The sequence below is a fragment of the Mesorhizobium sp. BH1-1-4 genome (assembly GCF_020165665.1).
Classification (GTDB): domain Bacteria; phylum Pseudomonadota; class Alphaproteobacteria; order Rhizobiales; family Rhizobiaceae; genus Mesorhizobium.
Genome location: NZ_JAIUIN010000017.1, coordinates 34578 through 60647, shown reverse-complemented (window position 1 = coordinate 60647; position 26070 = coordinate 34578). Strand labels below are relative to the sequence as shown.

29 protein-coding genes and 1 riboswitch are annotated in these 26070 nt (G+C 64.0%); of the genes, 15 read left to right on the top strand and 14 right to left on the bottom strand.

Annotated elements, in window-relative coordinates; all coding sequences use genetic code 11:
• The first annotated feature begins 38 nt into the window (after nucleotides 1-38).
• Nucleotides 39-932 carry a DMT family transporter gene (locus LB569_RS23520; RefSeq protein ID WP_224694291.1) on the top strand — a complete coding sequence of 298 codons (894 nt, stop codon included), beginning with the start codon at nucleotides 39-41 and terminating at the stop codon, nucleotides 930-932.
• The gene (locus LB569_RS23515) at nucleotides 929-1603 is read left to right on the top strand and encodes a lysoplasmalogenase (RefSeq protein WP_224694290.1); all 675 of its coding nucleotides are present in this window, start codon (nucleotides 929-931) and stop codon (nucleotides 1601-1603) included. Before LB569_RS23520 ends, LB569_RS23515 begins: the two co-directional genes overlap by 4 nt.
• Here LB569_RS23515 and LB569_RS23510 read toward each other — a convergent pair.
• Together LB569_RS23510 and gloB are read right to left on the bottom strand one after the other, a co-directional pair.
• Nucleotides 1600-2019, bottom strand: a complete 420-nt coding sequence (locus LB569_RS23510; RefSeq protein WP_224694289.1) for a cupin domain-containing protein — start codon at nucleotides 2017-2019, stop codon at nucleotides 1600-1602. The genes LB569_RS23515 and LB569_RS23510 overlap by 4 nt on opposite strands.
• 22 nt (nucleotides 2020-2041) lie before the next feature.
• Nucleotides 2042-2809: a hydroxyacylglutathione hydrolase gene (gloB, locus tag LB569_RS23505; protein ID WP_224540431.1), complete on the bottom strand. Its 768-nt coding sequence runs from the start codon at nucleotides 2807-2809 to the stop codon at nucleotides 2042-2044.
• 140 nt (nucleotides 2810-2949) lie between these two features.
• Here gloB and LB569_RS23500 point away from each other — a divergent pair, with 140 nt between their 5' ends.
• From LB569_RS23500 to LB569_RS23490, 3 genes are all read left to right on the top strand, one after another.
• Nucleotides 2950-3726 carry a class I SAM-dependent methyltransferase gene (locus tag LB569_RS23500; protein WP_224540433.1) on the top strand — a complete coding sequence of 259 codons (777 nt, stop codon included), beginning with the start codon at nucleotides 2950-2952 and terminating at the stop codon, nucleotides 3724-3726.
• 137 nt (nucleotides 3727-3863) lie between these two features.
• Nucleotides 3864-5678 (top strand): ABC transporter ATP-binding protein/permease, encoded by a 1815-nt coding sequence (locus LB569_RS23495; RefSeq protein ID WP_224694288.1) that lies wholly within the window; start codon nucleotides 3864-3866, stop codon nucleotides 5676-5678.
• A gap of 98 nt (nucleotides 5679-5776) precedes the next feature.
• The gene (locus LB569_RS23490) at nucleotides 5777-6580 is read left to right on the top strand and encodes a DUF1194 domain-containing protein (RefSeq protein ID WP_224694287.1); all 804 of its coding nucleotides are present in this window, start codon (nucleotides 5777-5779) and stop codon (nucleotides 6578-6580) included.
• 138 nt (nucleotides 6581-6718) lie between these two features.
• On the opposite strand, the gene LB569_RS23485 is transcribed toward LB569_RS23490, so the two are convergent.
• Nucleotides 6719-7636, bottom strand: coding sequence for a glycosyltransferase family 2 protein (locus tag LB569_RS23485; RefSeq protein WP_411970247.1), 918 nt, complete (start codon nucleotides 7634-7636; stop codon nucleotides 6719-6721).
• A 19-nt stretch (nucleotides 7637-7655) separates the two neighbouring features.
• Entirely contained in the window at nucleotides 7656-8651 is a 996-nt protein-coding gene (locus tag LB569_RS23480) for a glycosyltransferase family 2 protein (RefSeq protein WP_224694285.1), read from the bottom strand.
• A gap of 280 nt (nucleotides 8652-8931) precedes the next feature.
• Here LB569_RS23480 and LB569_RS23475 point away from each other — a divergent pair, with 280 nt between their 5' ends.
• The gene (locus LB569_RS23475; RefSeq protein WP_224694284.1) at nucleotides 8932-9252 is read left to right on the top strand and encodes a DUF1330 domain-containing protein; all 321 of its coding nucleotides are present in this window, start codon (nucleotides 8932-8934) and stop codon (nucleotides 9250-9252) included.
• A 16-nt stretch (nucleotides 9253-9268) separates the two neighbouring features.
• Here LB569_RS23475 and metW read toward each other — a convergent pair whose 3' ends face one another.
• A complete protein-coding gene (gene metW, locus LB569_RS23470) occupies nucleotides 9269-9883 on the bottom strand; it encodes a methionine biosynthesis protein MetW (protein WP_224694283.1) in 615 nt (204 codons plus the stop codon).
• Complete coding sequence (gene metX / locus LB569_RS23465; protein WP_224694282.1) at nucleotides 9880-11049, bottom strand: homoserine O-acetyltransferase MetX; 1170 nt, start codon at nucleotides 11047-11049, stop codon at nucleotides 9880-9882. Before metX ends, metW begins: the two co-directional genes overlap by 4 nt.
• Before the next feature lie 118 nt (nucleotides 11050-11167).
• Nucleotides 11168-11245, bottom strand: a riboswitch (SAM riboswitch).
• Nucleotides 11246-11382: 137 nt separating this feature from the next.
• On the opposite strand from metX, the gene hisC reads away from it, so the two are divergent.
• Both hisC and LB569_RS23455 read left to right on the top strand, forming a co-directional pair.
• Entirely contained in the window at nucleotides 11383-12501 is a 1119-nt protein-coding gene (hisC, locus tag LB569_RS23460) for a histidinol-phosphate transaminase (RefSeq protein WP_224694281.1), read from the top strand.
• Nucleotides 12502-12548: 47 nt separating this feature from the next.
• On the top strand, nucleotides 12549-13484 hold the full coding sequence (locus LB569_RS23455) for a prephenate/arogenate dehydrogenase family protein (protein ID WP_224694280.1): 936 nt from the start codon (nucleotides 12549-12551) through the stop codon (nucleotides 13482-13484).
• A 137-nt stretch (nucleotides 13485-13621) separates the two neighbouring features.
• Here LB569_RS23455 and LB569_RS23450 read toward each other — a convergent pair whose 3' ends face one another.
• Nucleotides 13622-14548, bottom strand: coding sequence for a sugar kinase (locus LB569_RS23450; protein ID WP_224694279.1), 927 nt, complete (start codon nucleotides 14546-14548; stop codon nucleotides 13622-13624).
• A 5-nt stretch (nucleotides 14549-14553) separates the two neighbouring features.
• Nucleotides 14554-15552 carry a DUF2125 domain-containing protein gene (locus LB569_RS23445; protein WP_224694278.1) on the bottom strand — a complete coding sequence of 333 codons (999 nt, stop codon included), beginning with the start codon at nucleotides 15550-15552 and terminating at the stop codon, nucleotides 14554-14556.
• Nucleotides 15553-15705: 153 nt separating this feature from the next.
• Between LB569_RS23445 and LB569_RS23440 the strand changes: the two genes are divergently transcribed.
• The 3 genes from LB569_RS23440 to LB569_RS23430 all read left to right on the top strand — a co-directional run bounded on the left by LB569_RS23440 (nucleotide 15706) and on the right by LB569_RS23430 (nucleotide 18009).
• The gene (locus LB569_RS23440; RefSeq protein ID WP_224694277.1) at nucleotides 15706-16227 is read left to right on the top strand and encodes a gamma-glutamylcyclotransferase; all 522 of its coding nucleotides are present in this window, start codon (nucleotides 15706-15708) and stop codon (nucleotides 16225-16227) included.
• Nucleotides 16228-16347: 120 nt separating this feature from the next.
• Nucleotides 16348-17295 carry an aldo/keto reductase gene (locus LB569_RS23435; protein ID WP_224694276.1) on the top strand — a complete coding sequence of 316 codons (948 nt, stop codon included), beginning with the start codon at nucleotides 16348-16350 and terminating at the stop codon, nucleotides 17293-17295.
• 87 nt (nucleotides 17296-17382) lie between these two features.
• Nucleotides 17383-18009 carry a LysE family translocator gene (locus LB569_RS23430; RefSeq protein ID WP_224694275.1) on the top strand — a complete coding sequence of 209 codons (627 nt, stop codon included), beginning with the start codon at nucleotides 17383-17385 and terminating at the stop codon, nucleotides 18007-18009.
• A 12-nt stretch (nucleotides 18010-18021) separates the two neighbouring features.
• Here the strand turns inward: LB569_RS23430 and LB569_RS23425 are convergent, their stop codons facing one another.
• Both LB569_RS23425 and LB569_RS23420 read right to left on the bottom strand, forming a co-directional pair.
• A complete protein-coding gene (locus LB569_RS23425; RefSeq protein WP_224694274.1) occupies nucleotides 18022-18810 on the bottom strand; it encodes a lysophospholipid acyltransferase family protein in 789 nt (262 codons plus the stop codon).
• Between the two features lie 77 nt (nucleotides 18811-18887).
• Nucleotides 18888-19793, bottom strand: coding sequence for a LysR family transcriptional regulator (locus LB569_RS23420; protein ID WP_224694273.1), 906 nt, complete (start codon nucleotides 19791-19793; stop codon nucleotides 18888-18890).
• A 160-nt stretch (nucleotides 19794-19953) separates the two neighbouring features.
• On the opposite strand from LB569_RS23420, the gene LB569_RS23415 reads away from it, so the two are divergent.
• A complete protein-coding gene (locus LB569_RS23415; RefSeq protein WP_224694272.1) occupies nucleotides 19954-20586 on the top strand; it encodes a pyridoxamine 5'-phosphate oxidase family protein in 633 nt (210 codons plus the stop codon).
• A gap of 7 nt (nucleotides 20587-20593) precedes the next feature.
• Here LB569_RS23415 and LB569_RS23410 read toward each other — a convergent pair whose 3' ends face one another.
• From LB569_RS23410 to ftsE, 3 genes are all read right to left on the bottom strand, one after another.
• On the bottom strand, nucleotides 20594-21319 hold the full coding sequence (locus LB569_RS23410) for a YdcF family protein (RefSeq protein ID WP_224694271.1): 726 nt from the start codon (nucleotides 21317-21319) through the stop codon (nucleotides 20594-20596).
• Nucleotides 21320-21438: 119 nt separating this feature from the next.
• Nucleotides 21439-22425, bottom strand: a complete 987-nt coding sequence (locus LB569_RS23405; RefSeq protein WP_224694270.1) for a cell division protein FtsX — start codon at nucleotides 22423-22425, stop codon at nucleotides 21439-21441.
• Nucleotides 22418-23077, bottom strand: coding sequence for a cell division ATP-binding protein FtsE (gene ftsE, locus LB569_RS23400; RefSeq protein ID WP_010911739.1), 660 nt, complete (start codon nucleotides 23075-23077; stop codon nucleotides 22418-22420). Before ftsE ends, LB569_RS23405 begins: the two co-directional genes overlap by 8 nt.
• Before the next feature lie 190 nt (nucleotides 23078-23267).
• Between ftsE and LB569_RS23395 the strand changes: the two genes are divergently transcribed.
• From LB569_RS23395 to LB569_RS23385, 3 genes are all read left to right on the top strand, one after another.
• Nucleotides 23268-23909, top strand: a complete 642-nt coding sequence (locus LB569_RS23395) for a hypothetical protein (RefSeq protein WP_224694327.1) — start codon at nucleotides 23268-23270, stop codon at nucleotides 23907-23909.
• A 23-nt stretch (nucleotides 23910-23932) separates the two neighbouring features.
• Nucleotides 23933-24475, top strand: coding sequence for a hypoxanthine phosphoribosyltransferase (gene hpt, locus LB569_RS23390; protein WP_224694269.1), 543 nt, complete (start codon nucleotides 23933-23935; stop codon nucleotides 24473-24475).
• A gap of 119 nt (nucleotides 24476-24594) precedes the next feature.
• Nucleotides 24595-24966, top strand: a complete 372-nt coding sequence (locus LB569_RS23385) for a response regulator (RefSeq protein ID WP_181173781.1) — start codon at nucleotides 24595-24597, stop codon at nucleotides 24964-24966.
• Here LB569_RS23385 and LB569_RS23380 read toward each other — a convergent pair whose 3' ends face one another.
• The gene (locus LB569_RS23380; RefSeq protein ID WP_224694268.1) at nucleotides 24967-25914 is read right to left on the bottom strand and encodes a DMT family transporter; all 948 of its coding nucleotides are present in this window, start codon (nucleotides 25912-25914) and stop codon (nucleotides 24967-24969) included.
• Between the last annotated feature and the right edge of the window lie 156 nt (nucleotides 25915-26070).

Sequence of the window (26070 nt, the reverse complement as noted above, 5' to 3'; positions counted from 1 at the left end):
CGCCACAGGGACAAAATGGGCGCGCCACTGGAGACAAGATGGGGCGCGCAACACTGATCGGCTTTTCGGCGGTCGCCATGTGGGCGCTGCTGGCATTGCTTACCGACGCGTCCGGAAAGGTTCCGCCTTTCCTGTTGTCGGCGATCACCTTCTCGATCGGCACCGGGGTCGGGCTGATCGCGCGGCTGGTCATGCCGGCTGCCGGCAAGAGCCAGAAGATCCCACCGCAAGTGTGGCTGATCGGCATTGCCGGCCTGTTCGGCTACCATTTCTTCTATTTCACCGCGTTGCGCAACGCGCCGGCGGTGGAGGCAAGCCTGATCGCCTATCTCTGGCCGCTGCTGATCGTGCTTGGGTCGGCACTGATGCCGGGCGAAAAACTGGCCTGGAACCATGTCGTCGGCGCGTTGCTCGGCCTTGCCGGCACCGTGCTGATCGTCACCAAGGGTGGCGGCATCGCTTTCGATGCCCGCTATGTCTTCGGCTATGCCATGGCCGCGGTCTGCGCCGTGCTGTGGTCGTCCTATTCGCTGTTGTCGCGGCGCTTTCCTTCGGTGCCGACGAGCATCATCACCTGGTTCTGCGCGGCGACCGCCGTGCTGTCGCTCGCCTGCCATCTGGCCCTGGAACAAACGGTGCTGCCTGAAGGCGCCGGCCAGTGGCTGGCCGTGCTCGGGCTCGGCCTTATGCCGGTAGGGGCCGCCTTCTATGCCTGGGACATCGGCGTCAAGCGCGGCAACATCCAGGTGCTGGGCGCGGCAAGCTACGCGGCGCCGCTTCTGTCGACACTGGTGCTGATCGGAGCCGGCGTCGCCGAGCCGTCGCCGCGCATCCTCGCCGCCTGCCTGCTCATCACCGGGGGAGCGGTCCTGGCGGCAAAGTCCCTGTTCCAGCGCAAGCCGGACGTCGCCGAGAGTGGGGTCAAGGCGTGATGATGCCGTTCCCGGGTGGCATCGATGCCAATGCCAATGCGACGCTGATCTTTTCGCTGGTGGCGGCGGTGATCTACGCCTTCACCTCGGGCATGCCGCCAACGCTTGCCCGCTCGGCGGCAAAGACGCTCTCGGTGACGATGCTCGCCGTGCTCTCGGCAATGCGAGGCGGTCCGCTGCTGCTGATCGCCGCGCTTGCGCTCAGCGCCATCGGTGACGCCTTCCTGTCGCGGGACGGTGAAAAGGCGTTTCTGGGCGGGCTGGGCAGCTTTCTCCTCGCCCATATCGTCTATATCGCGCTGTTCCTGCGCAGCGGCGCGGGGATGTGGGTACTCGGCTCCGAGCCCTGGCGTGGGGCAATCGCGCTGGCGATGGCCGTGTTTGCGATTGTGATGCTGGCCGCGCTCTGGCGCCGCGTTGGTCCCGGCTTGCGTATCCCGATCGCCGTCTACGTCCTGGCGATCCTGGCGATGGGCATGTCGGCGCTGACGACAGGCAATGCCTGGCTGATCGGCGGCGCCGTGCTGTTCATGGCATCCGATGGGGTGCTTGCCGCGGAGAAATTCCTAATAGCCGCCATCTCGCCGCACCGCGCCTGGATGCGTCTTGCCGTCTGGGTGCTTTATTACGCCGCCCAGCTTGCGATTACCCTGGGTTTCCTGCTGGGTTAGGGCTGCCAGCCGGGCTCGGCCAATTCGAAGGCGACGAAATCGAAGCCCGGTGCCACGGTGCAGCCGACCAGCGTCCATTCGCCCAAGGTGCGCGCCGATTGCCACCAGCCCGCCGGCACGACGATCTGCGGCCGTTCGCCCGCCGCGAGTTCGATGCCGAGAACCTGCTCGATGATGGCGCCGCCTTCCTCCCAAATCGACAGCGCCAGCGGCGCGCCGGCGTGGAAATGCCAGACCTCGGCGGCATCCCTGACCCGATGCCAGGCCGAAACCTGGTGCTGTTCCAGCAGGAAATAGATGGCGGTCGAATGTCCGCGCGCACCGCCGGCTTCATCGCGAAAGGTCTGCGTATACCAGCCGCCTTCCGGATGCGGTTGCAGTCCCAGTGTCGCGATGATTTCCGCCGAGCTGTTCATCGGGCGAAGGCTAGCATGGGGTTCAGAAATTGTCCTTGCGCTTGCGGATCTCGGCGAACACCTCGGCATCCCCGGCCTTTTCCATGCCCAGATGCTTGCGGATTGCCGGATCGTGCCAGCGCAGGAAGGGGTTGGTCGACAGTTCCTCGCCAATCGTCGTCGGCAGCGTCGGCTTGTTGTCGACCCGCAGCGCCTCGATCCGGGCGGCGCGCTCCTTCAAGGCCGAATTGGTGGGGTCGACGGTCAGCGCGAAACGGGCGTTGGCGAGCGTGTATTCGTGGCCGCAATAGATGGTGGTCTCGGCGGGAAGGGCCGCGAGTTTCTTCAGGGATTCATACATCACCGGCGGCTTGCATTCGAACAGCCGCCCGCAACCCAGCGCAAACAGCGTGTCGGCGGTGAACGCCACTTTCGATGCCGGCAGATAATAGGAGATATGGCCGGCGGTATGCCCGGGCGTGGCGATCACCTCGATGCGCTCATCGCCGAGATGAAGGACGGAGCCTTCCTCGACCGTTTCGTCGATGCCGGGAATCCTGGCCTTTTCCGCTTCCGGGCCGACGATCCGCAGCTTGAAGCGTTCCTTCAGCGCCAGGTTGGCCTCGACGTGATCCATATGATGGTGCGTGGTCAGGACGACGGTCGGCGTCCAGCCGGTGCGCTTGACGGCGGCCAGGATCGGCGCTTCCTCGGGCGCGTCGATGATCGCGGTCTGCCCGCTTTTTGGATCATGCACCAGCACGCCGAAATTGTCGGTGCGGCACATGAATTGTTCGATCTCGACCGGCATTGCGTCTCTCCAGCTTGTCGCCGCAGACATAGGGCGCCGCCGCGCGGATGTCACCACGGGATGAAGAATGTCATTTGAGATGACGAGCACACCGGCCCGCCTTTGTTGAATCCGGCCGATATCACCGCTACATCCCTGACATGCATTCCGACATCGTCGACCTCCGCTCCTTTTATTCGACAACGCTCGGCCGGTTCGCCGAGCGCTCGATCACCATGGCGCTGTCGTCGATATGGGCCACGGTGCCCAATGAGCGGCTGGTCGGCCTTGGCTATACCTTGCCCTGGCTGGAGCGCTTCGGCACCGACGCCGAACGCGTCTTCGCCTTCATGCCGGCGACCCAGGGCGCCGTGGTCTGGCCGGCGACCGGGCCGGCGGCGACGGCGCTGGTCTTCGACGAGGAACTGCCGCTGGTCGATTCCTGCATCGACCGCATGCTGCTTGTCCATTCGCTCGAGCATGTCGAGAATCCGCGCGAGACGCTGAACGAAATCTGGCGGGTGTTGTCGCCGGCCGGGCGCGTTGTCATCGTCGTGCCCAACCGGCGCGGTGTCTGGGCGCGCTTCGAACACACGCCGTTCGGCAACGGCCGGCCTTTCTCACGCGGGCAACTCACCGAATTGCTGCGCGAGGCGAATTTCACGCCGGCCGCCTGGTCAGATGCCCTGTTCTTCCCGCCATCGCGGCGGCGCTTCATGATGCGCTTCCACAATGTGCTGGAGCGCGCCGGCCGACGGCTGTGGCCGATCTTTTCCGGTGTCATCGTCGTGGAGGCGCAGAAGCGGCTTTATCAGGGCGTGCCGGTGGTCCAGCGTGCGTCCCGTCGCGTCTTCGTGCCGGTGCTGTCGCCACATGGCGCGACGCGGCTCGGCCGTCGGACCGAGGGATTGCCGGCTCGGCAAGTGACACCTTCGTGATCGCCATGGAAACTTGCATCGCCCGGCGTCTTTCCGACCTATCTGTGGTGCTGGGCTGGCAAAGTGGCTGAGGAGCTGCCGCCGTCGGCTCTCTTCACCCGGTTTCAGCTTCGCTCCTGAACGCAAGGACCTCGGCCATGGCTGATCAATTGGACAATCAAGCCGCCGTTCAGCCGGCCGTGGCCAGCAGCCTGCGCGATCAGGTGGCGACGATCCGGCGCGCGCTGATCGGCTCGCCGGTTCGCAAGTGGTTGCTGTGGACGTCGCTCGGCATCATGGCCGTCATCATCGCGACGTCGATCGGCCAGGTCTTGCTCAACCGCTGGAACCAGCCCTTCTACGACGCGCTCGCGCGCCGCGACATGGCGGCCTTCCTGCACCAGCTCATGGTCTTTGCCATGATCGCCGGCGGACTGCTGGTGCTCAATATCGGCCAGACCTGGCTCAACCAGATGATCCGGCTGAAGTTGCGCGAAGCGCTGACGCTGGACCTGATCGACCAGTGGATGCGGCCAGCGCGTGCTTTCCGGCTGGCCAATGCCGGCGCCATCGGCGTCAATCCCGACCAGCGCATGCAGCAGGATGCCGCGCATCTGTCGGACCTGTCGACCGATCTTGGTGTCGGCCTGCTGCAGTCATTCATCCTGCTCGTGTCTTTCGTCGGCGTGCTGTGGGAGCTGTCTTCGGGCTTCGTGTTCCATGTCGGCGGCTGGGCGCTGGCGATACCGGGCTACATGGTCTGGGCGGCGTTCATCTATGCCGGCACCGCCTCCTGGCTGAGCTGGCTGGTCGGTCGGCCGCTCATCCGCCTCAACAGCGACCGCTATACGCGCGAGGCGGAGCTGCGCTCCTCGATGGTGCGCGTCAACGAGAACGTCGATGCCATCGCGCTGTACCGGGGTGAGAATGACGCCAGGCGACGGCTCGAACTCGACCTTGGCACGGTGCTGGGTGCCATGCGGCGCATCTACACCGCCCAGATCAACCTGTCCTGGGTAACCGACACCTATGGCTGGATCACCGTCGTGGCGCCGATCCTGGTTGCCTCGCCGGTCTATTTCTCGGGCGATATCAGCTTTGGCGGGCTGATGATGGCGGTCGGCGCCTTCAATCAGGTGCATTCGTCGTTGCGCTGGTTCATCAACAACATCGGCAGCATCGCCGACTGGCGTGCCACGCTGATGCGGGTCGCCGACTTCCGCATCGCACTCGATGAAACCGATGTGCTGCACGACAAGGAGAAGCGTATCGCCTTCGATGAAAACGCCAATGGCAGCCTGACCTTCGAGAAACTCCAGGTGGCCTCGCCGGAGGGCTGCACAACGCTCTCCGACCAGCACGTCGAAATCCACGTCGGCGAGCGCGTAATGATCACCGGCGAGCCTGGCGCGGGAAAGACGCTGTTCTTCCGCGCCATTGCCGGACTGTGGCCATGGGGAAGCGGGAAGATCGGCATGCCGGGGGGAGAAGCCCCCACCTTCGTGCCTCGTGTCCCGTATTTCCCGGCCGGCACGCTGCGCGAAGTGCTAGACCATCCCTATGGTGTCGCTCCCGCAAGCGATGCCGAAATTTCGGCGGTGCTTGCCGAAGTCGGCCTCGAGCGGCTGTCGTCCTCGCTCGACCGGTCGGCCCGCTGGGAGCGTGAGTTGGGCGATGACGAACAGCGATCGCTCGCCTTCGCCAGGCTTGCCTTGCGAAAGCCGAAATGGGTGATCATCGATGAAGCGATGGATGCGTTCGACGGCCCGTCCCTCAGGCGCGTGCTGTCGCTCATGGACAAACATCTGAAGGGTGCGGCGATCATCAATATCGGGCGCGGCCTGCACAACAATCAGTTCTTTCCGCGCTCGCTGACGATCGTCAAGGATACCGGGGCGCCGGCGCTGAGACCCGCCCGCGTCAGGGCAGGGGCCATCGAACCGCCGCCGGTCGCTGCCCGGCGCAAGAAATAACACGGCCGGCACTCGGACCGACCGGGCGCGCAGCCGCAAGCTTTATTTCGCCGTGATCGCGAGCGACGGTCGCGATCGAAACATCGCTCGTGCTGGCCATGCTTGAGACAATGAGCCTGCTTGCCTGCCTGACCTGCGCCGAGGCCGCTCCGGTTCCTTCGGCGCCGGACAGGCTGGCCGTCGACGTCGAACTGGTGCTGGCGGTCGATATCTCGCTGTCAATGGACGAGACCGAGTTCGCCCTGCAACGCGCCGGCTATGTCGAGGCGCTGCGGCACGCCGATTTCATCCAGGCCGTCCGTTCCGGCCATACCGGGCGCATCGCGCTCGCCTATTTCGAGTGGGCCGGCACGGTGCGCGACGACGCGGTCATCGGCTGGCAGATCATCGACAGCGCCGAGAGTGCCAACGATTTTGCCGACAAGCTCGCGGCCCGCCCTTTCCGGAGCTTCCGCGGCACCTCGATTTCAACTGCGCTTGCCTTCGGGACCGGGCTTTTCGACGGCACCGGTTTCATGGGCGAACGCAGCGTCATCGACATATCCGGCGACGGCCCGAACAATATCGGGCCGCCGGTCACCGCGACGCGCGATGCGGCCATTGCCAAGGGCATCGTCATCAACGGCCTGCCGATCCTGATCAAGCCATCGCCGACATTCAGCCATCTCGACCAGTATTATGCCCAGTGCGTGACCGGTGGACCCGGTTCCTTCGTGCTGCCGATCCACGCGGCCGCCGAATTCTCGACGGCGATCCGGCGCAAGCTGATCCTAGAGGTCAGCGGCATTCAGGACACGCCCAAAATCACGCCCGTCAACATGGACGCGCCGGTCGACTGCCTTCTGGGTGAACGGGACCGGCGGTTCCTGTCGGATCCCTATTTCCCGGAGCTGGACCGATAGAGCGGTTCAGCGTTTAATAGAAACGCCGAACCGCTCTACTCTTTGTTTCCACGCAATTCCCAAGGGGAAACGCTACGCGCTTCTCCCGGGAAAACCGTTACACGCTTTTCCTGGAATTGCTCTAGGCCTGGCCGTGGTTCAGGCAGGCCGGGCGCCGCGTTCGTCGCGGAACTTGTTGGAGAGATCGCGCCGCCAGCGCCGGCCCTGGACATATCCGCTGACCAGTTCCGGCAAGGAGTAGCCGAGCGCCTTCGAAGAGCGATTGGCCATGTAACCCTCGAACGCCTCCGGTATCCGGCCCCTGAGAATGTCGGCGATGATCTGCCGTGCGATCATGTAAGGCGGGATGTGCGGGTAGGAGTGGGCGATATGCGGGTGTTTGCCCATCAGGTTCGCATAGGCCTCGACGTAACCCGCCCGGCGGCCCGAAATCGAATTCTGCGAATTGTATTTCGTCCAGTCCATATCTCCCGACAGTTGCGCGCCGAACCGTCGCGCCAGGCGCAGGAGCAATTCGCGGTCCTGCATCCGGTTGATGTCGCTGTCATAGCCGCCAATCTCCAGCAAGGCCTCGCGGCGGGCTGATATCGCGGAGCCGGCGATGAAGATCGTCTGGGCGACGAGCGTCCGCTCCAATAGCATTGGGCTGACGAAGGTCTCGGGATTGACGCAGTTGGTGCTGCGGCTGCCCTTCCGGGAGACAAAGGAGCTGAGCAGCACCTGAAGCGCGGCATTGTCGTCGAACCAGGCCAGGGTCCGCTCGAGCCGATGCGGCAGGTAGACGTCGTCGGAATCGAGAAATGTCACCACCGGAGCCCGCGCACGCTCGATGCCGGCATTCCTGGCGGCGTTGGCGCCGCGCCATTTCGCGCCGACATAGACCAGCCGTGGATCGCTGATGCGGGCCAGCGCGGCTGCGGTTCCATCGGTCGAACCATCGTCGACGACGATATGCTCGAACCGCGTCATGCTCTGGGAAAGCACGCTTTCGACGGCGCGGAGCACCGTTTCGCGCCGGTTGTGGGTCGGTGTGATGACCGTGATGAGGGGTGCCATGTCCACAGTCCTGGCCATGTCAGCTATGACCCACATGAACAGGCACGAGTTCCGGCTCGTCCCGGACCAGGCCAAGCGCCATGGCCGCCTGGCCGAAAAAAACCAGCGTGCAAAAGGCCAATCCGACGACCAAGGCGAACGGAATTTGCCAGACCGGCATTCCGAGTTGCGACGCATGCGCAAGGATGCGCCCGCTTACGCGCCGGGACATCGAAAACCAGCGCCTCGTCGCTTTCAGCACGCGACCGGGACGTGACGGCGATTCCAGCGCCACATATTTCCGGTCCGCATCGCGGCCGGTGACCAGAGCGCGCCAGAAGAAAAACCGCCAGCCACGCGGGGGATAGTGGCTCGCCCGTGCATTGACCCTGACGAAATCATGTCCACTTTCCCGCAACTGGCTGGTCAGCAGCGTGCAGGAAACCTTGAAGCCATTGCTGGCGGGATAGGGGTGGCTAGCCAACCAGCTTCTGCGAAAGGCACAATTGTTGGCGTTCATCGCTCGCCTGGAAGCGAAACGCTGATCACCGTCGCGCAGCGGGAAGAACCATAGGAGGGCAAAGGTCCGAGAGGCGAAATCGTCATGGCCGAGATAGGTATAGCCATTTACGGCAATCGTCTTGGGGTCTTCCATCGGCTTGAGGAGCGCGGACAGCCAACCAACTTCGATCACCGTGTCGGAATCGCAGAAGATGACGACGTCGCCATTTGCCAACGCAGCACCGGCATTCTTGACCTCATAATACCGGCCGCCGGGACAGGCGCTGAAAAGCATAGTCGCGGCCGTGGCAAGTTGCGGAACAAGTTCGAGGATACGGTGCTGGAGAAGCGGCGTGTCGGTGCTCTGTCCGCTGTGAACGACAATAAGCTGCGGCTTGGGATAATGGCCGTTCGTCGTCGTGCGTTCTATTTCCCGCGCCAAGGCAGTCAACGAAATGCCAATTTCGTCCTCGTTGATGGACTTGGCATTTTCCATTTCAACAACGATCGAATACGTCTGATTCTTCGGTTCCATGCTCCCGCCCAGCATCTATTCGGCGCGACGCTACAAAGAACATGTCCCTGTGTCATCACATGATGCGACGTTCAACACCTTCCGAAATGACGAATTTCTGACTTGGCGCCCCAATCGCAACACTCCTCGCGCGTCAGGAGACCTGCAAAGCCCGCACGATCGACGCTGATTCGCATATGTCGTTCTTATTATCTCGGAAGTAATCGAATTGCGTCGTGCTCCTTGGCAATTTGCGATCGTGAAGCTGGCAACTCAGCTTCGATCGAAAGGAGTTTCGTCCATGACCGCTTACGCCGTTGCCCATATGCGTCAAACCACGATGGGTCCCGAGATCGTCGAGTACCTGCACAGGATCGATGCCACGCTGGAACCTTTCGGCGGCCGTTTCCTGATCCATGGCGGCAATCTGGAGGTGGTCGAGAACGACTGGCCGGGCCACCTCGTCATCATCGAATTCCCTGACAGGGCGCATGTGCGCGACTGGTATGCTTCGCCGGCTTATCAGGCGATCCTGGCGCTGCGGACCGACAATTCGCTGTCGGATGTGGTGTTCGCCGACGGCGTCGAACATCCGCACAAGGCGACGGATGTCCTGGGATAGGATTGGGCCGGCAGCCCTACCGCTTCAGCAAGAACACCGCCTGCTGGCCGAAGAAATTCCAGAACCACCAGGGCATCGACAGGCCGATCTTCTGGCCGTTGGCGTCGAGCGCGGTCGCCTTTTCCACCGTCGCGCCAAGCTCTTCGCACAGGTTGACGAAGTCGCGGATGGTGCAGAAGTGGATGTTGGGTGTGTCGTACCAGGAATAGGGCAGGTCCTTGGTCACCGGCATGCGGCCCTCGACGAACAGCGACAGGCGTACCCGCCAATGGCCGAAATTGGGGAAAGACACGATGGCGCGGTTGCCGATCCTGAGCAGTTCGTCGAGCACCAGCTTGGGGTTGCGGGTCGCCTGCAGGGTCTGAGACAGGACGACGAAGTCAAAACCCTTGTCGGGATAGAATTCGAGGTCGGTGTCGGCATCGCCCTGGATGACGCTTAGCCCGCGCGCCACGCATTCGTTGACGCCACGCTGCGATAGTTCCAGGCCGCGGCCGTCGACCTGCTTGGTTTCCTGCAGCAATTCGAGCAGCGAGCCGTCGCCGGAGCCGACGTCGAGCACGCGCGATTGCGGCGGGATGAGATTGGCGACGACCTCGAGGTCGACACGCTGGCTGCCGTTGACGCTCATGATGCGAGTCCCCTGGCGCGCGCGGCGGAGCCGACGAAGCCGTTGATGGCGGCAAACAGTTCCGGTTCGTCGAGCAGGAAGGCATCGTGGCCGCGGTCGGTCTCGATCTCGACGAAGGACACCGAGGCGCCGGCGGCGTTGAGCGCGTGCACGATCGAGCGGCTCTCCTCGGTCGGGAAAAGCCAGTCCGACGTGAAGGACACCAGGCAGAAACGGGTCCTGGTGCCGGCAAAGGCGTCCGCCAACCTGCCGCCATGGTCGGCGGCAAGGTCGAAATAATCCATCGACCGCGTCATGTAGAGATAGGCGTTGGCGTCGAAACGATCGACGAAGGTCATGCCCTGGTGGCGCAGATAGCTCTCGATCTGGAAATCGGCATCGAAGCCGAAGGTCAGCGCTTCGCGGTCCTGCAGATTGCGGCCGAACTTGCGGTGCAGGGCGGCTTCCGACAGATAGGTGATGTGGGCGGCCATGCGCGCCACCGCCAGCCCCTTTTCCGGGCGCTTGCCGTGCTCGAAATATTTGCCGCCATGCCAGTCCGGATCAGCCATCACGGCCTGGCGCCCGACCTCGTGGAAGGCGATGTTCTGTGACGAGTGGCGCGCGCCGGTGGCGATCGGCAGTGCCGAAAAGACCCGTTCGGGATAGCTCGACGCCCATTGCAGAACCTGCATGCCGCCCATCGAACCGCCGAGCACGCAGAACAGCTTCTCGATGCCGAAATGGTCGACCAGCATCTGCTGCGCGCGTACCATGTCGCGGATGGTGATGACCGGAAGGTCGAGCCCATAGGGCTTTCCCGTGGCGGGGTTGGTCGAGGCCGGCCCAGTGGAACCGAGGCAGCCGCCGATGACGTTGGAGCAGATGACGAAGAAGCGGTTGGTGTCGATTATCTTGCCGGGGCCGATCAGCACTTCCCACCAGCCCGGCTTGCCGGTCACCGGATTGGTGTTGGCGACATGCTGGTCGCCGGTCAGCGCGTGGCAGACGAGGATGGCATTGGAGCGCGCGTCGTTCAAAACGCCATAGGTCTGGTAGGCGATCTGGAACGGCGACAGCAGTGTGCCGGCATCGAGCTTGAGCGGCTTGTCGGGTCCGAAACGCAACACCAGGCTCGACGGATTGTCGACCTCGTTGTTGGTCCTTGCTGCGCGCGGAGCGGCCATTCTCAATCTCTCTTGCTGCATCGTTTCTTGCGAAGTCGCCGCTTATTTCGCGGCGCCGATGCGGTCGTCCGGCCGGCAGCGGACAATAAAAAACCGGCATTGCCTTCGCAAAGCCGGTTACGTCACGCAAACGGCCCTTTAGCGAATTGTTTAACGTGGCTGCAAGCCGACCGGCCAAATCACCACGGAACTGTCTTCGTCCTTCTAGAACCCGCCCGGCTCGCCGTCAATGGCGGCCGCTGCCACCACTGCCGGCTCTCGACATTGCCGGCCATGGCTTGTATTTCCGCTGCGGCTTCCGGATGGAGGCGCTTTCGACGGATTTTGCAAGACATGAACCAGATACCGGATCAGGCACGTCCAACCCCGCGTGCGGGCATCATGGAGATAGACGCCTACGTGCCGGGAAAGAGCGCCGCGCCGGCCGGTGTCACCAAGGTCTACAAGCTGTCGTCAAACGAGAATCCGCTCGGGCCTTCGCCCAAGGCGATCGAGGCAGCGCGTGAGGTTGCCGCCAAACTCGACATCTATCCCGACGGCACCGCGAGGCGGCTGCGCGAGGCGATCGCCGAGGTGCATGGCCTCAACGCGCGGAACATCATCTGTTCCAACGGTTCCGACGAGATCCTCGGGCTGCTGGCGCAGACTTATCTCGCGCCCGGCGACGAGGCCATGTTCACCGAACATGCCTTCATGGTCTACAAGATCTACATCCAGTCGGCGGGCGCCACGCCGGTCGTGGTCAGGGAGACCGACGAGCGCGCCGACATCGATGCGATGCTGGCGGCGGTGACGCCGCGCACGAAAATCGTGTTCCTGGCCAATCCCAACAATCCGACCGGCACCTATGTGCCGTTCCAGGAGGTGCGCCGCCTGCATGCCGGACTGCCGAAAAACGTGCTGCTGGTGCTCGACGCGGCCTATGCCGAATACGTCCGCCGCAACGATTATGAGGCCGGCATCGAGCTGGCCGGCAGCGCCGAGAATGTGGTGATGACCCGCACCTTCTCCAAGATCGGCCTCGGCGGAGCGCGTATCGGCTGGATGTATGGTCCCATGCACATCGTCGACGCGATCAACCGCGTGCGCGGTCCCTTCAACGTCAATGCGACGGCGATCGAGGCCGGCATCGCCGCGATCCGCGACCGCGCTCATGTCGAGCGCAGCGTGGCGCATAACGAGACCTGGCTTGCCTGGCTGAGCGAGGAGATGACCAGGCTCGGCCTGCGCGTGACGCCGAGCGTCGGCAATTTCCTGCTCATTCATTTTCCCGACGACCAGAAGCATTCGGCGGCGGCGGCGGACGATTATCTGAGCGCGCGCGGCTATATTCTGCGGCGCGTTTCAGGCTACGGCTTTCCCAACGCGCTGCGCATGACCGTCGGCACCGAGGAGGCCAATCGCGGTGTCGTCGCCGCGCTCACGACATTCCTGAAAAGCCAGAACGCCTGAAAAGCCAGAACGCCTGAAAGCTAGAACGTCCGAGAAGCTGGAACGCCATGACATCACCGATGTTTGAAAAGATCGCGCTGGTCGGCATCGGCCTGATCGGCTCGTCGCTGGCCCGTGTCATCCGCCGCGAAGGCCTGGCTCGCCATGTCGCGATCTCGACCCGCAGCGCGGCAACGCTCAAGCGGGCCGAGGAATTGGGGCTCGGCGATTCCTACACCACCGACGCCAGGGAAGCGGTGCGCGATGCCGATCTGATCATCGTCTCGGTGCCGGTGGGCTCATCCGGGGCGGTGGCGCAGGAGATCGCGCCGGCGCTGAAGCCCGGAGCGATCCTCACCGATGTCGGCTCGACCAAGGCCTCGGTCATCGCGCAGATGCAGCCGCATGTGCCCGATGGCGTCCATTTCATTCCCGGCCATCCGCTGGCGGGTACCGAAAAATCCGGCCCGGATGCCGGGTTTGCCGACCTGTTCGACAATCGCTGGTGCATCTTCACGCCGGTGCCGGGCACCGATGCGGGTGCCTTGGAAAGGCTGTCGGAATTCTGGCACCGCTGCGGCGCCAACATCGACACGATGGACCCGCAGCATCACGACATGACGCTCGCCATCGTCTCGCATTTGCCGCACATCATCGCCTACAACATCGTCGGCACCGCCGACGATCTGGAATCGGTGACCAAGACGGAAGTCATCAAATATTCCGCCTCCGGTTTTCGCGATTTCACGCGTCTGGCCGCCTCCGACCCGACCATGTGGCGCGATGTGTGCCTGCACAACAAGGATGCCATCCTCGAAATGCTGGCGCGGTTCTCGGAAGACCTGGCGTTCCTGCAGCGCGCGATCCGCTGGGGCGACGGCGACAAGCTCTTCGACCTGTTCACCCGCACCCGGGCCGTGCGCCGCTCGATCATCGAGGCCGGGCAGGACATCGACGTACCCGACTTTGGCCGCCAGGCGGTCGAGCATCCCAAAGGGAGCTGATATTCAGGTGAGGCCGGCCTGCAAATGGCTGATACCTGCGCTTCCGGTGCTCACGTACAAAGGTACGCTCCGCTCCGGTTCTCGGCATCAGCCATTTTCGACTCGGCCTGACCTGAATCTCAACTCCCTTAGCGTTGTTAGAGTGTCGGCCAGGTCACTGCCATCATGGCGAGCGTCTCCGCCCGATCTGGTGCGCCCAGCCTGCCGCCGAAGCGCAGGCATTTGAGCGCGGCGGCGGCACTGGCAAAGCGCAGCGCCTGCTCGACCGGCATGGCCTCCGCCAGCCCGACGGCAAAAGCGCCGTGAAATACATCGCCCGCCGCCAGCGTGTCGACCGCCTTGATCCTCGGGGCCTCGACATGGCGGGATGTTCCGGCGCTTCGATCGAACCACCATGTGCCCGCCGCGCCGCCGGTGACGGCGACGAAGGCATCGGTGCGGGAAGCGAGTTCGGTGCAGGCGGTCTGCAGATCCAGCGCGTGGCCGCATACGATGCGGACCGCCGGCTCGGAAGCGACGATGTGCGAGGCCAGCGGCAACAGCAGCTCCAGCACCGCCAGCGGCGCGGTGTCGGCATCGAGGATCGCCGGCCGGCCGGCCGCGCGCGCCGCCTTCAGGGCAAGTGCCGCTGCACCCGGCCAGCGCACATCGGCCAGCACGGCATCGAATGCCCTGATGTCGGGGAACGGCAAAGCCTCGGGATCAGCCTGCGCGCGCGGGTCGTAGAAGGGCACGATGATACGCTCGCCATGCGCGTCGACCAGGATCGAGGCCAGCGCCGAGCGCGCACCGCTGACGCGGCGCACATGGCTGCAATCGACGCCCTCGGCTTCTATTCCGGCAATCAGTTGGTCGCCGACCGGATCGTCGCCGGCGCTCGCCCATAGCGACACATTGGCGCCCAGGCGATGCGCGGCGCAGGCCGCGCTGGTGGCCATGCCCGAGGCGATCTGGACGCCTTCGGAAGCGATGAATTTCCCCTGATGGTGGGGCAATGTGTCGACACGCAGGATCGTGTCCAGCGTCAGCGCGCCAACACTCAGGAGCCTCGCCGATCTTGCCATGGGTGCTATTGCACCGGCTTGATCTTGCCCAGCGGAATGAAGCCGAGCGAGGCCTTGCCCTTGACCACTTTCAGCGGCATCGACGGTTCGCTGCCGAGCAGCGCCAGGGCGGCAAAACCCTGCTCGATCGCGTTCTTCTGCTCGGGTATGGCGCCGGCAAGGATGGATGCCACGGCCTTGGGATCCTTGATCCTGATCATCAGATCGGCGTCGACCAGGCCGTCCACGTCAACCGACAGCGGCCCGGAAAGGGTGACACGCGCCGTCCCCGACGACAGATCGAGGTTGCGGATTTCGATCCTCTGGCCGCGCAGGCTTTTCACCTGCGTGCCGACCAGCGCGACACCGTTCTTCAGGGACACGTCGCCGCTGGCATCGAGCGCCGGCAGGACGCGCCCGCCGATCGCGTCGGCATCGATCTCGAGATCGCCAAAGCTGCCGACATAGTCGAGATCGCCGTTGTTGGGCTGCAATTGTCCAGAAGCCTTGCCGGCGCTGAACAGCTCGACCGGGTCGGTGTCGTCGGCCGGGTCGGTCTGGCCCGACAGGCCTTCGGCCTGCAGCGCGATACGCCGGGGCAGCGGGTACCACAATTTGACATTGGCCTGCAGATTGTCCCAGTCGATCCAAAGCGGCGTCATGCCCGGAACGGAGGTTCTGAGCGGACCGCGCAGATTGGCGACCGGCGACAGGGGCTGGACGATCTGGGCGACGGCATTGAAGGAACCGGCCGAGGCGGCAATGTTCTTGGCATCGTCCTCGTAGGCAAGGTTGTCGCAGGAAACCGTGAAGCTCAGAGGATAACCGCTGACCTTGAGATTGGCGCAGCCGGCCTCGATGCCGTTCTTGTTGAGCGTGGCAACGGTCTTATCGGCCTCTGACCTGACCTTGTCGGCCAGATAGAACCAGCCGGCGCTGTAAATGGCGAACAGCACGAGGATGAACGCGGCAAGCCACCACAGGCGGCGACGGTTACCCGGTTGGCGTTCGTCACTTGACGTCATGCTTTGGCTCTCATTAACGCAGGGATGTCGTGTACGGATTCTCGGGTTGCGACAACAGAGGTCGACGGTGACGAATAGGTAGCCGGGGACGGACGGAAAAAACACCGGTTTCCGGTGTGGTGTTGCCATTCTTTTTCAATCAGGCGCGGCGATATGGGCGATTTTTGGGTGTTCGGTTATGGTTCGCTGATCTGGCGGCCGGGTTTCGCGCATGTCGAGACACGGCGCGCCCAGCTGCATGGCTACCGCCGCTCGCTTTGTGTCTATTCCTTCGTGCACCGGGGCACGCGCCAGCGGCCCGGATTGGTGCTTGGCCTCGACCATGGCGGCTCGTGCGTTGGTCTTGCCTTCCGTGTGCCGGGCGAAGTGCGCGGCGAGGTCATCGCCTATCTGCGCGAGCGCGAGCTCGTCACCAGCGTCTATCTCGAACGGACGCTGAAGGTTCGTCTGGACGGCGGCGGCGCGGTCGAGGCGGTGGCCTATATCGTTGACCGCAAGCATGAGCAATATGCCGGGGCTCTGGATGCGGCTGACGCGGCGGCCGTCGTGCGCGGCGCCGTTGGCCGATCCGGCAACAACGAGGAATATGTGCTGAGCACGCTGGAACATCTCCAAGCGCTCGGGATCCGCGACCACTGGCTGGAGGATGTGGCGCGCCGGATAGCGCTTTTGTGAAGCGCTGGCTTTGCGGAAAAAGGCGGCCAGGCCTTTGACGTCGATCTGGCAAGACCTAGGTTAGGCTGAACCCAGCCAACGGGCGGCATCGCCCGGCCCCAATCATCACGGAGATCCGTCTTGCAGAAACGCCGTCTCGGTCGCACCGACCTTTCCATCGCGCCGCTGGTTCTGGGCGGCAACGTCTTCGGCTGGACCGCCGACGAGAAAACCTCTTTCGACCTGCTCGACCGCTTCGTCGGGGCTGGCCTCAATGCGATCGACACGGCCGACGCCTATTCGCGCTGGGTTCCAGGCAACCAGGGCGGCGAATCGGAAACCATCATCGGCAAGTGGATGAAGGAGCGGGGAAACCGCGACAAGGTCGTCGTGGTCACCAAGGTCGGCTCGGATATGGGGCAGGGCCACAAGGACCTCTCCGCCGCCTATATCGAGAAGGCCGTCGACGCCTCGCTGAAGCGACTGCAGACCGACGCAATCGACCTCTATCTGTCGCACTGGCCGGATCCGGCGACACCTTACGAGGAAACCCTCGGCGCCTATGAGAAGCTGCTCGCCAAGGGCAAGATCCGCTATGCCGGCTGTTCCAACCTCGATGCCGGCCAGTTGCGTGCGGCACTCGATGTGGCGAGCCTGCGCGGCCTGCCGCGCTACGAGGTGCTGCAGCCGGAATACAATCTCTATGACCGCTCCTCCTTCGATGGGCCGCTGCGCGACCTCTGCGTGGCCGAGGATATCGGCGTCATCACCTATTTCAGCCTGGCCAAGGGTTTCTTGAGCGGCAAGTACCGCACGGAGGCCGATCTCGGCCAAAGCGAGCGCGGCGGCGGGGTGAAAGACTACCTCAATGCGCGGGGCATGCGCATCCTGACGGCGCTCGATGCGGTGTCGGCGAGGCACCAGGCCAAGCAGGCGGAGGTTGCGCTTGCCTGGGCCATCGCGCGGCCTGGCGTCACCGCGCCGATCGCCAGCGCCACCAAGCCCAGCCAGATGGACAGCCTGATCAAGGCGGTGTCGTTGAAGTTGAGCGCCGACGACATGGCGGAACTCGACAAAGCCAGCGGCTGAGGCCGACAGCACGCACGAACGTCCAAGACGATTCTCACGCCCTGCCATACCGTCCTTCGCACGAAAGGCTCATGGGCGGAGGATCGGATGGCCGGCCTGCTTGTTTCGCAACCCGAGCTTTGGCGCCAGCTGCTCGCGTTGCTGCTGGCCGCCACCGTCGTCATGGGCAGTCCGGGGCCGGCGACGATAAGCGTCACCGCCGTCGGCGCCGCCTTCGGCCTGCGCGATTCGCTGCGTTACACCGGCGGCATCGTCGTGGGCACGATCGCCGTGCTGCTCGTAGTGGCGACCGGGGTCATGGCGGCGCTTGCCTCCATGCCGAAGCTGGCGCCGTTGCTGGTTGTCGCGTCCGCGGCCTACATCCTCTATCTCGCTTTCAAGATCGCCACGGCGCCGCCGCTGGCGGCATGTGCCGCCGAGGGTTCGCGCCCGACATGGCTGGCCGGGTTTCTGCTGGCGGTCGCCAATCCCAAGGCCTATGTGGCGATCGCCGCCGTGTTCGCCGGCGCCTCGTCGAGCGAGGGCGGTGCCGAACTCGACCCGTGGACGAAACTGACGGTTCTGGCGGTGATGATCGTCGTCATCCACGCCGTGTGGCTTCTTGCCGGTGCGGCGTTCGCGCGCTTCCTGCGCAGGCCCGTCGCCTCGCGGATCATCAACCTCTTCTTCGCGGCGACGCTGGTGCTGACCACGGTGCTGGCGGTGTACGGTTGACGGCCTGGGCCTTCAGGCCTTCGCGCCGAGCTCCCGAAGGCGCTTGACCGCGGTCGGAGGCAAGGCCGGTGGGTTTGGTGCGCGCGATGCCTCGACGAGAAGCTGGTCGCAGGCAGCCTCGGTCTCGCCGATCAGGCGCGCCATGAACTCGTCCTTGCCCAGACCTGGCGGAATGGGCGGCAGGAACCGCGCCTTGATGGTGCCGGGATAGCGCAGGAATTTGCGGCGCGGCCAATAGAGGCCGGCGACATGGGCCACCGGCACCACCGGCACGCCAAGCTGCGCGTAGATTTCGACGATGCCGTATTTGTAGGCCGGTTCGTCGCCAGGTGCCCGGCGCGTGCCTTCGGGATAGATGATCAGCTGGCGCGGGTTGCGCGCCATCTCTTCCCTGGTCGCGGCGACCACAGCTTTCAGCGCCTTGGAGCGGCTGCCGCGATGCACCGGGATCATCCGCATCTTCAGGATGTACCAGCCGAAGAACGGGATCCAGGTCAGCTCGCGTTTCAGGATATAGAGCGGGTCCTGAAGGAAAGGAAAGAAGGCGATCGCGTCCCAGAATGACTGATGTTTCGGTGCCAGGATGAAGGACCCCTCGGGCAGGTTTTCCTGTCCGGTGATCTCGTTCTTCGTGCCGGCGATCTTGTCGTAGAGCCACATCGAAGTGCGCGACCAGAATTTCGGCACGAACCAGGCGCGGTGGCGCGGCGACAGGAAATAGTAGGGGGTCCAGAGGATCATCTGGACGATCAGATTGACGTAGAAGACGAAATTGAACGCCAGCGATCTGACATAGAGCATGGGGGAGGTCCGGTGAGGAGGTGTGCGTTGGTTACACCAAGCGCGCAGAAAAAGGAAACGGTGCGATGCTGCCCATCCTACCAGGTCGCGTGAGCCAGGCGTTCCCTCAGGCGTGGGGCGGCAAAGTCGAGGAAGGCGCGCAGTTTCACCGGCAGCCGGCCCTGGCCCTCATGCACCAGGTTTACCGGCCAGGGCTCGGCTTCGAACTCCCTGAGCACGGGGCGCAGTGTTCCTGATCGTACTGCCGCGACGATCTGGTAGGAGAGCACCCGCGCCAATCCGACACCGTTGATCGCCGCATCGATCGCCGCCTCGGCGGTGTTGACCCTGAGCCTCGAGCGGACCGGCACGGCAAGATCAGCCCTGTCCACGGCGAAGGTCCAGGTGGCGGGTGAGCCAAGGCTTTCGAAGGCGATGCAGCTATGGGTCTCGAGATCTCCCGGGACCCGGGGAATGCCGTGCGCGGCCAGATAGGCCGGGCTTGCGCAGACGACATGCCCGATCGAGCCGACCCTGATGGCGACCATGCGCGAATCCGGCAACCTGCCGATGCGAACGGCGAGGTCGATATGATCCTCGGCCAGCTGGCTTATCCTGTCGCCGAGCGTGAGGCGGATATCCACCAGGGGATAGGCGGCGAGGAATTCGGTGACGACCGGCAGCACGTGAAGGCGGCCGAAGACGATCGGCGCGGTGATGATCAGTTCTCCGGTCGGGGCGCTGTATTCGCCGCCGGCGGTGCGTTCGGCGTCGCCGACCTCGTCGAGAATGCGGCGGCAGGCCGCGAGATAGGCGTGGCCCGCGTCGGTCAGCGTCAGCCGCCGCGTCGTACGGTTCAACAGCCGGGTCTTCAGATGCCGCTCCAGTTCGGAGACTTTGCGGCTGACCGTTGCAAGCGGAACGCCCGAACGGCGTGCGGCAGCGGAAAGGCTGCCATCTTCCACCGCCGCGACAAAAAGGGACATGGCTTCGAGGCGATCCATCATTCTTCCGGAAAATGGAAGGGAGGGTTGCGAGTATGACATCTACATTCGCAATATGGAAGGTCGCATATGGGTGGGGTGCAAACGCCGCCAGTGGGCGAGCGATGATTCGCGTCGTCGGAGCTCGGGCTCCGGGGATGTCGCATGCCAGGAGGTTTCGATGAACATGCACGCCTTTGCCAGCGATGTCGCCTTCACGCCGACGATCAAGGCGATCCAGGCGCGCAAGGGTTCGCGCCAGTCCTATGCGCGCGTCGAGGAGCGCGGCGGCTGGCAATCGGCGATCACACCGGACCTTGCCGCTTTCATCGAAATGCAGACCAGCGTCTTCCTGTCGACCGCTAATGGCGATGGTCAGCCCTATATCCAGCACCGTGGCGGGCCGGCCGGCTTTCTCAGGGTGCTAGATGAAAAGACGATCGGCTTCGCGGATTTTCTAGGCAATAAGCAGTTCATCACCCAGGGCAATCTGGCCGACAATCCGAGGGCCTTCCTGTTCCTGATCGATTATATGACGCGCCAGCGCATCAAGATCTGGGGTACGGCCCGTGTCGTCGAGGATGACCCTGAGTTGAGGGCGAGGCTGATGCCTCGGGACTACAGAGCGCGGCCCGAGCAGGTCATCCTGTTCACCGTCTCGGCCTGGGATGCCAATTGCCCGCAGCACATACCGCAGCGTTTCGAGGCAGCCGATGTGGCAGCGGCACTTGGCGAGCGCGACCGGCGCATTCAGCACCTCGAGCAGGAGATCGCACGTCTCAAGGGAATCTCGGGGGCTGCCGCCAAGGAATGACGCGGGATCAGCCGCCGGCCGCGGTTTCGGCCAGCGCGATGCCGTCGGGCGTCGGCTTCACCGGCACGATGCCACGTGCCAGCGCCAGCAGATATTTGGTGTATTCGGTGAACAGCACGCGCAACGCCTGCGGCTTGGTCAGCCAGCCGCCATTGTCGAGGTTGGAGTTGACCACCGGATAGGGCTCCAGCTTGGCACCATGCAGCAGTCGGCCCATCTCCAGCAGGCTGCGCGGCATGTGATAGTTGTTGGTGACCAGGATCACCGTGCCATAGGCATGGTTTTCCACCCACTTGGCGCTTTCCTCGGCATTGCCGATCGTGTCGAGCGCGGCGCGATCGATGTCGACGCAGCAGGAAAACAGCTTCTTGTCGCCGCCGGTCGCCGCCTGAAGCTGGCGGCGGCTGGCGGAAGGATGCACACCACTGATCAAGAGCCGCGCGCCCTTGCCGGACGCCAGCAGCTCCATCGCGGCGTCGAGGCGCGATTGCCCGCCGGTGAGCACGATGATGGCATCGGCCTTGGCCGGATTGGTGGGCGTGGCCAGATGGCTGACCTTGTTGGCGAACCAGCCAAAGCCACCGGCAAACAAGGTCGCGAGGATGAGGAGTGATAGAGCGGATATCCGCAGAGCGGTCTTTAAACGGCTAATCCGGGGGTGGCCGCGCCAACGGGCAACCACCACTGGCATCTGTCCAGCCGTTCCGGTCGAATCCCGCACGTCCATGACCATATGGTTAATCCCGAAATACGGCCTTTGATAGGTGAAAGATGCACTTTGCGTTACGCGAATTCTCCATCCGTGATCGCCCCCTTTTCATCGACGCCGTCTAAGCAAGAACGGATCTCTTTTCATGCGTCGGGCTGGCGAACGTCGATGTCGCTGAGATAGGCGACGACCGTGGCGTGCGAGGTCGCCGCCGTCAGCGCGCCGATCACCAGCACCATCAGGACGACGCCCAGGTAACCAGCCGAGCCGATGGCGAAATTGCCGAACAAAGCCGTTGCCTGATCGGCCTGCGGCGTTGCCATGTTGCGCGACGACCACCAGGAAAACACGATGAAGACGAGCACCGCCGCAGCGCCGCCGGCGGCCGCGCCCTTCATGCCGGTGACTAGGAAATGGCGGCGGAATTCGCGCGCGATGAAGGCCGCCTCGGCGCCGACGAAATGCAGCACCTCGATGATATGGCCATTGCCGGCCATGGCGCCACGGGTCGCGAACACCACCGTCAGCACGGTCGCCGACAGCATCAGGGCCAGAACGGCGATGCCTATGGTCACCGTGGTGCGGGCCATGGCGACCAGCCGGTCGACCCAGGTGCGGTGGTCGTCGAGCGATGCGCTCGGCAGTTTCGGCGTGATCGCGGCGCGCATGGCGGCGAAGTCGGGCGGACTGGTCTCGTCGATGGTGACGATGATCAGCCGCGGCACCGGCAGGTCGTCGATGTTGAGGCCCGAACCCAGCCACGGCTCCAGCAGCCTTGCGGTCGCTTCGCGGTCGATGATCCGGGTCGACTTCACGCCGGGAAATTCGCCGGCGATCCGCGAGGCCTGGGTAAGGGCCGCCTCCATGTCGAGGCCGTCGGCCGGTTTGATCTGGATCGTCGCCTCGCGCGAAATCTGGTTCTCCCAGACCGAGGCCGTGTCGCGTACCAGCGTCACGGCGCCAAAGGTCAGGCAGGACAGGAAGGTCATGATGGCGATGACCAGCACCAAAGCGCGACCGGCAATGTTCTGCGCCGGCACGATCGGCGCCATCTTGCGTTGCGCGCGCGGCCTCGCCTCGACCGCCTCGGCATCCTGCTCCTCGAAATGGTCCGCCGATAGGTCAGTCATAGATGTCCAGCCTTCCGCCGGCCAGGATCATGCGGCGCGCGTCGACCTGTTCCATCAGGCCGAGGTCGTGGGTGGCGATCACCACGGCGGTGCCGAGGCGATTGAGCTCGATGAACAGCCTGAGCAGGCGCCGCGCCAGCGGCGGGTCGACATTGCCGGTCGGTTCGTCGGCAAGCAGGATTTCGGGCTGTTCGATCAGGGCGCGGGCGATCGCGGCGCGCTGCTTCTCGCCGCCCGACAGCACCGGCGGCAGCACATGCATGCGCTCGCCCAGCCCCACCCATTTCAACAGCTCGGTGACGTCGGTGCGGTAGCTCGCTTCCTCGCGCCCGCGCACGCGCAGCGGCAGCGCGACGTTTTCGTAGGTTGTCATGTGGTCGAGCAGGCGAAAATCCTGGAACACCACGCCGATGCGGCGGCGCAGGTGCGGCAGTTCGGTGCGTGAGATGCGCGAGCGGTCCTTGCCGAAGATGGTGATCAGCCCGCGCGTCGGCTTCAGCGACATGAACAAAAGGCGCAGCAACGTCGTCTTGCCGGCGCCGGAAGGCCCGCTCAGGAACTGGAAGGAGCGCTCCGGTATGTGCAGGGAGATGTCGCGGAGGATTTCCGGACCCATGCCATAGCGGAGGCCGACATTTTCGAAGCGAATCAATTTCGACGACCTGAGATTCCGGGTGGCGGCGAGCCAGCCTGTTCTGGAAAAAGACCATCGGCCCGCATGGTTAACCGGCGGTTAATTCCTGGGTTGTTTCGGCTCTTCACGAGGGCTCCGGTGGGGAAGCGTTAACCATTTGTGTTTACTCAAAAGAAACGAAAAGCGAACGTGCTGCAATGCTGGGGCCATCATGGCTGAGGAACGAACCGCGCGCCCGGTTTCCGGCGAAATCATGACCGAACCGCCCGCAATTGCCATGGAGCGGATCGTGCGCGGTCCGGCGGCCGATGTCGTCGATGCGGACTACGTCGTCATGTCGCGGCCCGTCCCGCCGGTGGAAAACGCTTCGCCACCGCCGCGCCTGATTGTCACCCCGCCCATCGAGGGCATGGACATGCTGCGCAAGCCGGAAGCGCCGGCGGAGAGGCCGCCGGCCTCGCGCGGCGGTCCGATCTTCTGGATCGCCGGCGTCAGTGCCGCCCTTGCCGCCTTCTGGGTCTCGGGCGGTCATGCGCTGATGCGCCAGGCGCCGTTCCTGGGCGGCGCGCAAGCGTCGGCGCTGACCATTTCAGGCGTCACCTCCCGCGTCGACGCCTCGGGCCCTAAGCCGGTGCTGTTCGTCGATGGCGAGGCCGCCAATGACGGAACGGGCCTCGCGACCATGCCGCCGCTCGAAATCCGGGTGACGGGCAATGACGGGCAAACAATCCGCTATACGTTGGGGACATCCGGCCGTTCGCTGGCATCGGGCGAAAGATTCGGCTTTGCCAGCCGGCTCGACGTGCCTAAGAACGGGGTCAAGACCGTTTTGGTCACTTTCGCCGAGTAGGCGACCACTGGGGAAGACCAGCAATGCCCATCGTACGCGACAAGGACATCGAAGTCCTGTTTTCCGCGTCGGCGATCGCGCGCCGCAATCTCGAACTCGCCAAGGAGATCGCCGAACACGACTACCATGATCTGCTGGTGATTTCGGTGCTGAAAGGCTCGTTCATCTTCGCCGCCGATCTGATCCGCGCCATGCACGATGTCGGCCTGTCGCCGGAAGTCGAGTTCATCTTCATCTCCAGCTATGGCGCCGGCACCACCAGCGGCGAGGTGAGGGTGCTGCGCGACATCGACAACGAGGTTGCCGGCCGTGATGTGCTGTTGATCGACGACATCCTCGAATCGGGCAAGACGCTGAGCTTCACCCGCGACCTGATGCTGTCGCGCGGCGCGAAAAGCTGCTCCATCGCCGTGCTGCTCGACAAGCGCATGCGCCGCCAGACCGCGCTCAACGCCGACTATGTCGGCTTCGACTGCCCCGACTATTTCGTCGTCGGCTACGGCATGGACGTCGCGCACGCCTTCCGGGAATTGCCGTTCGTGGGTGTCGTGAAAGACGATGTGTGAGGCCAGCGGTCCGCACCGGTGAATGCTGAAAAAGACCTTAACGGTTTCAGGAAAATTAGCCTGGCCTGGCGCCGCGGTTTTCAGGAAAAGTCAACTTTTGGCCGCCAAGAATGCCGGCCATGGCAAAGCTTCTGATCGTCGAGGACGATGAGTCCGTCCGTACCCTCGCAGCCCGCGCGCTCGAACGCGCCGGCCACGCAATCGATATCGCCGCCGACGGCGCCCAGGGGCTTTCGCTGATCCGGGCCGCGAACGGCGGATACGATCTCGTCGTCTCCGATATCCGCATGCCCGAGATGGACGGCATCGAGATGGCGATTGCGGCCGCAGCACTTTTCCCGGCGATGAAGATCATGCTGATGACCGGCTATGCCGACCAGCGCGAGCGCGCCGAGGAGTTGAACGGAATCATCCTCGATGTCGTGCAAAAACCCTTCACGCTGGCCGAGATCCGTTCGCGTGTCGAGCAGGCGCTGATCTGCTTCGCCTGATCAGGCCGGATCCCTGGCGACAAGCACGGGTGCCGCGCTCCCGCGCCGCCCAGTGTTGAGCGCCAGCAGACCGGCGCCGATGATGAGGGCCGCACCGATCACCGTCGTCGACCTGGGCACCTCGGCAAAGAAGAGGAAGCCCCACAACGGTGACCACAGGATGCCGGTATATTCGAAAGTGGCGACGCGGTTGGCCGGCGCCAGCCGGTAGCCCTGCGAGAGCAGGATCATGCCCGCGGAGGCGACGAAACCGCACGCTGCCATCTTCAGGAAATCCGGCGGTGTCGGCCAGATCCACGGCCTCACCAGGAATTCGAGGCTGGGGTGGACGGCGTGAGTTATGCCGGCAAGATGGAACGAGCCGGCCACCACGGCGGCCCCGACCAGATAGGCGCCGTTCTGGTAGAAGGCCATGACGGTGGACGATTCGGTGTCGCCGATCTTGCGGGCCATCAATTGCGAGAAGCCGTAGAGCGCCGCCGAGCCCAGCGACAGCAAGGCCGCCCAATCGAAAAGCCCGGCGCCTGGACGCACCATCACGACCACACCCAACAGTCCGATCAGCACGGTCGCCAGCGTCCGCCAGGAGACGTGTTCGCCGAGATACGGCCCGGCAAGTGCCATGATGAACAACGGCGCCATGAAATAGAGCGCCACGGCGTCGGCCAGCGGCAGGGCGGCGATGGCCAGATAATACACCGTGTAGGAGGTGAACTGGATGAAGGCGCGGATCGTCAGCAGGCCGAAGCGCCGCGACAGGATGGCCCGCAGCCCGACGTCGGCGTGGACGAGAAGGATCAGGATCGGCAAGGCGACGATCGAACGGATCGCCATCACCTCGGTCACCGGATAGCCGCTCGACACGGCTTTGACGAGCGGATCCTGCAACGAGAACACCAGCACGCCCAGGCACAGGCTCAGGACGCCGCGCACCATCCTATTCTGCATGCGTTCAGGCTCCCGTGCGTACGATCCGGCGAACGTCTCCAGATCAAAAAGAACCCGCCACCGTTTCGGGTAGCGGGCACGAGTGAGGACTCTTTGATTGGTCCGCGGCCGATTTCGCGGTCGCATATCCAATGGGTGCGGCAACTATCCACTGGC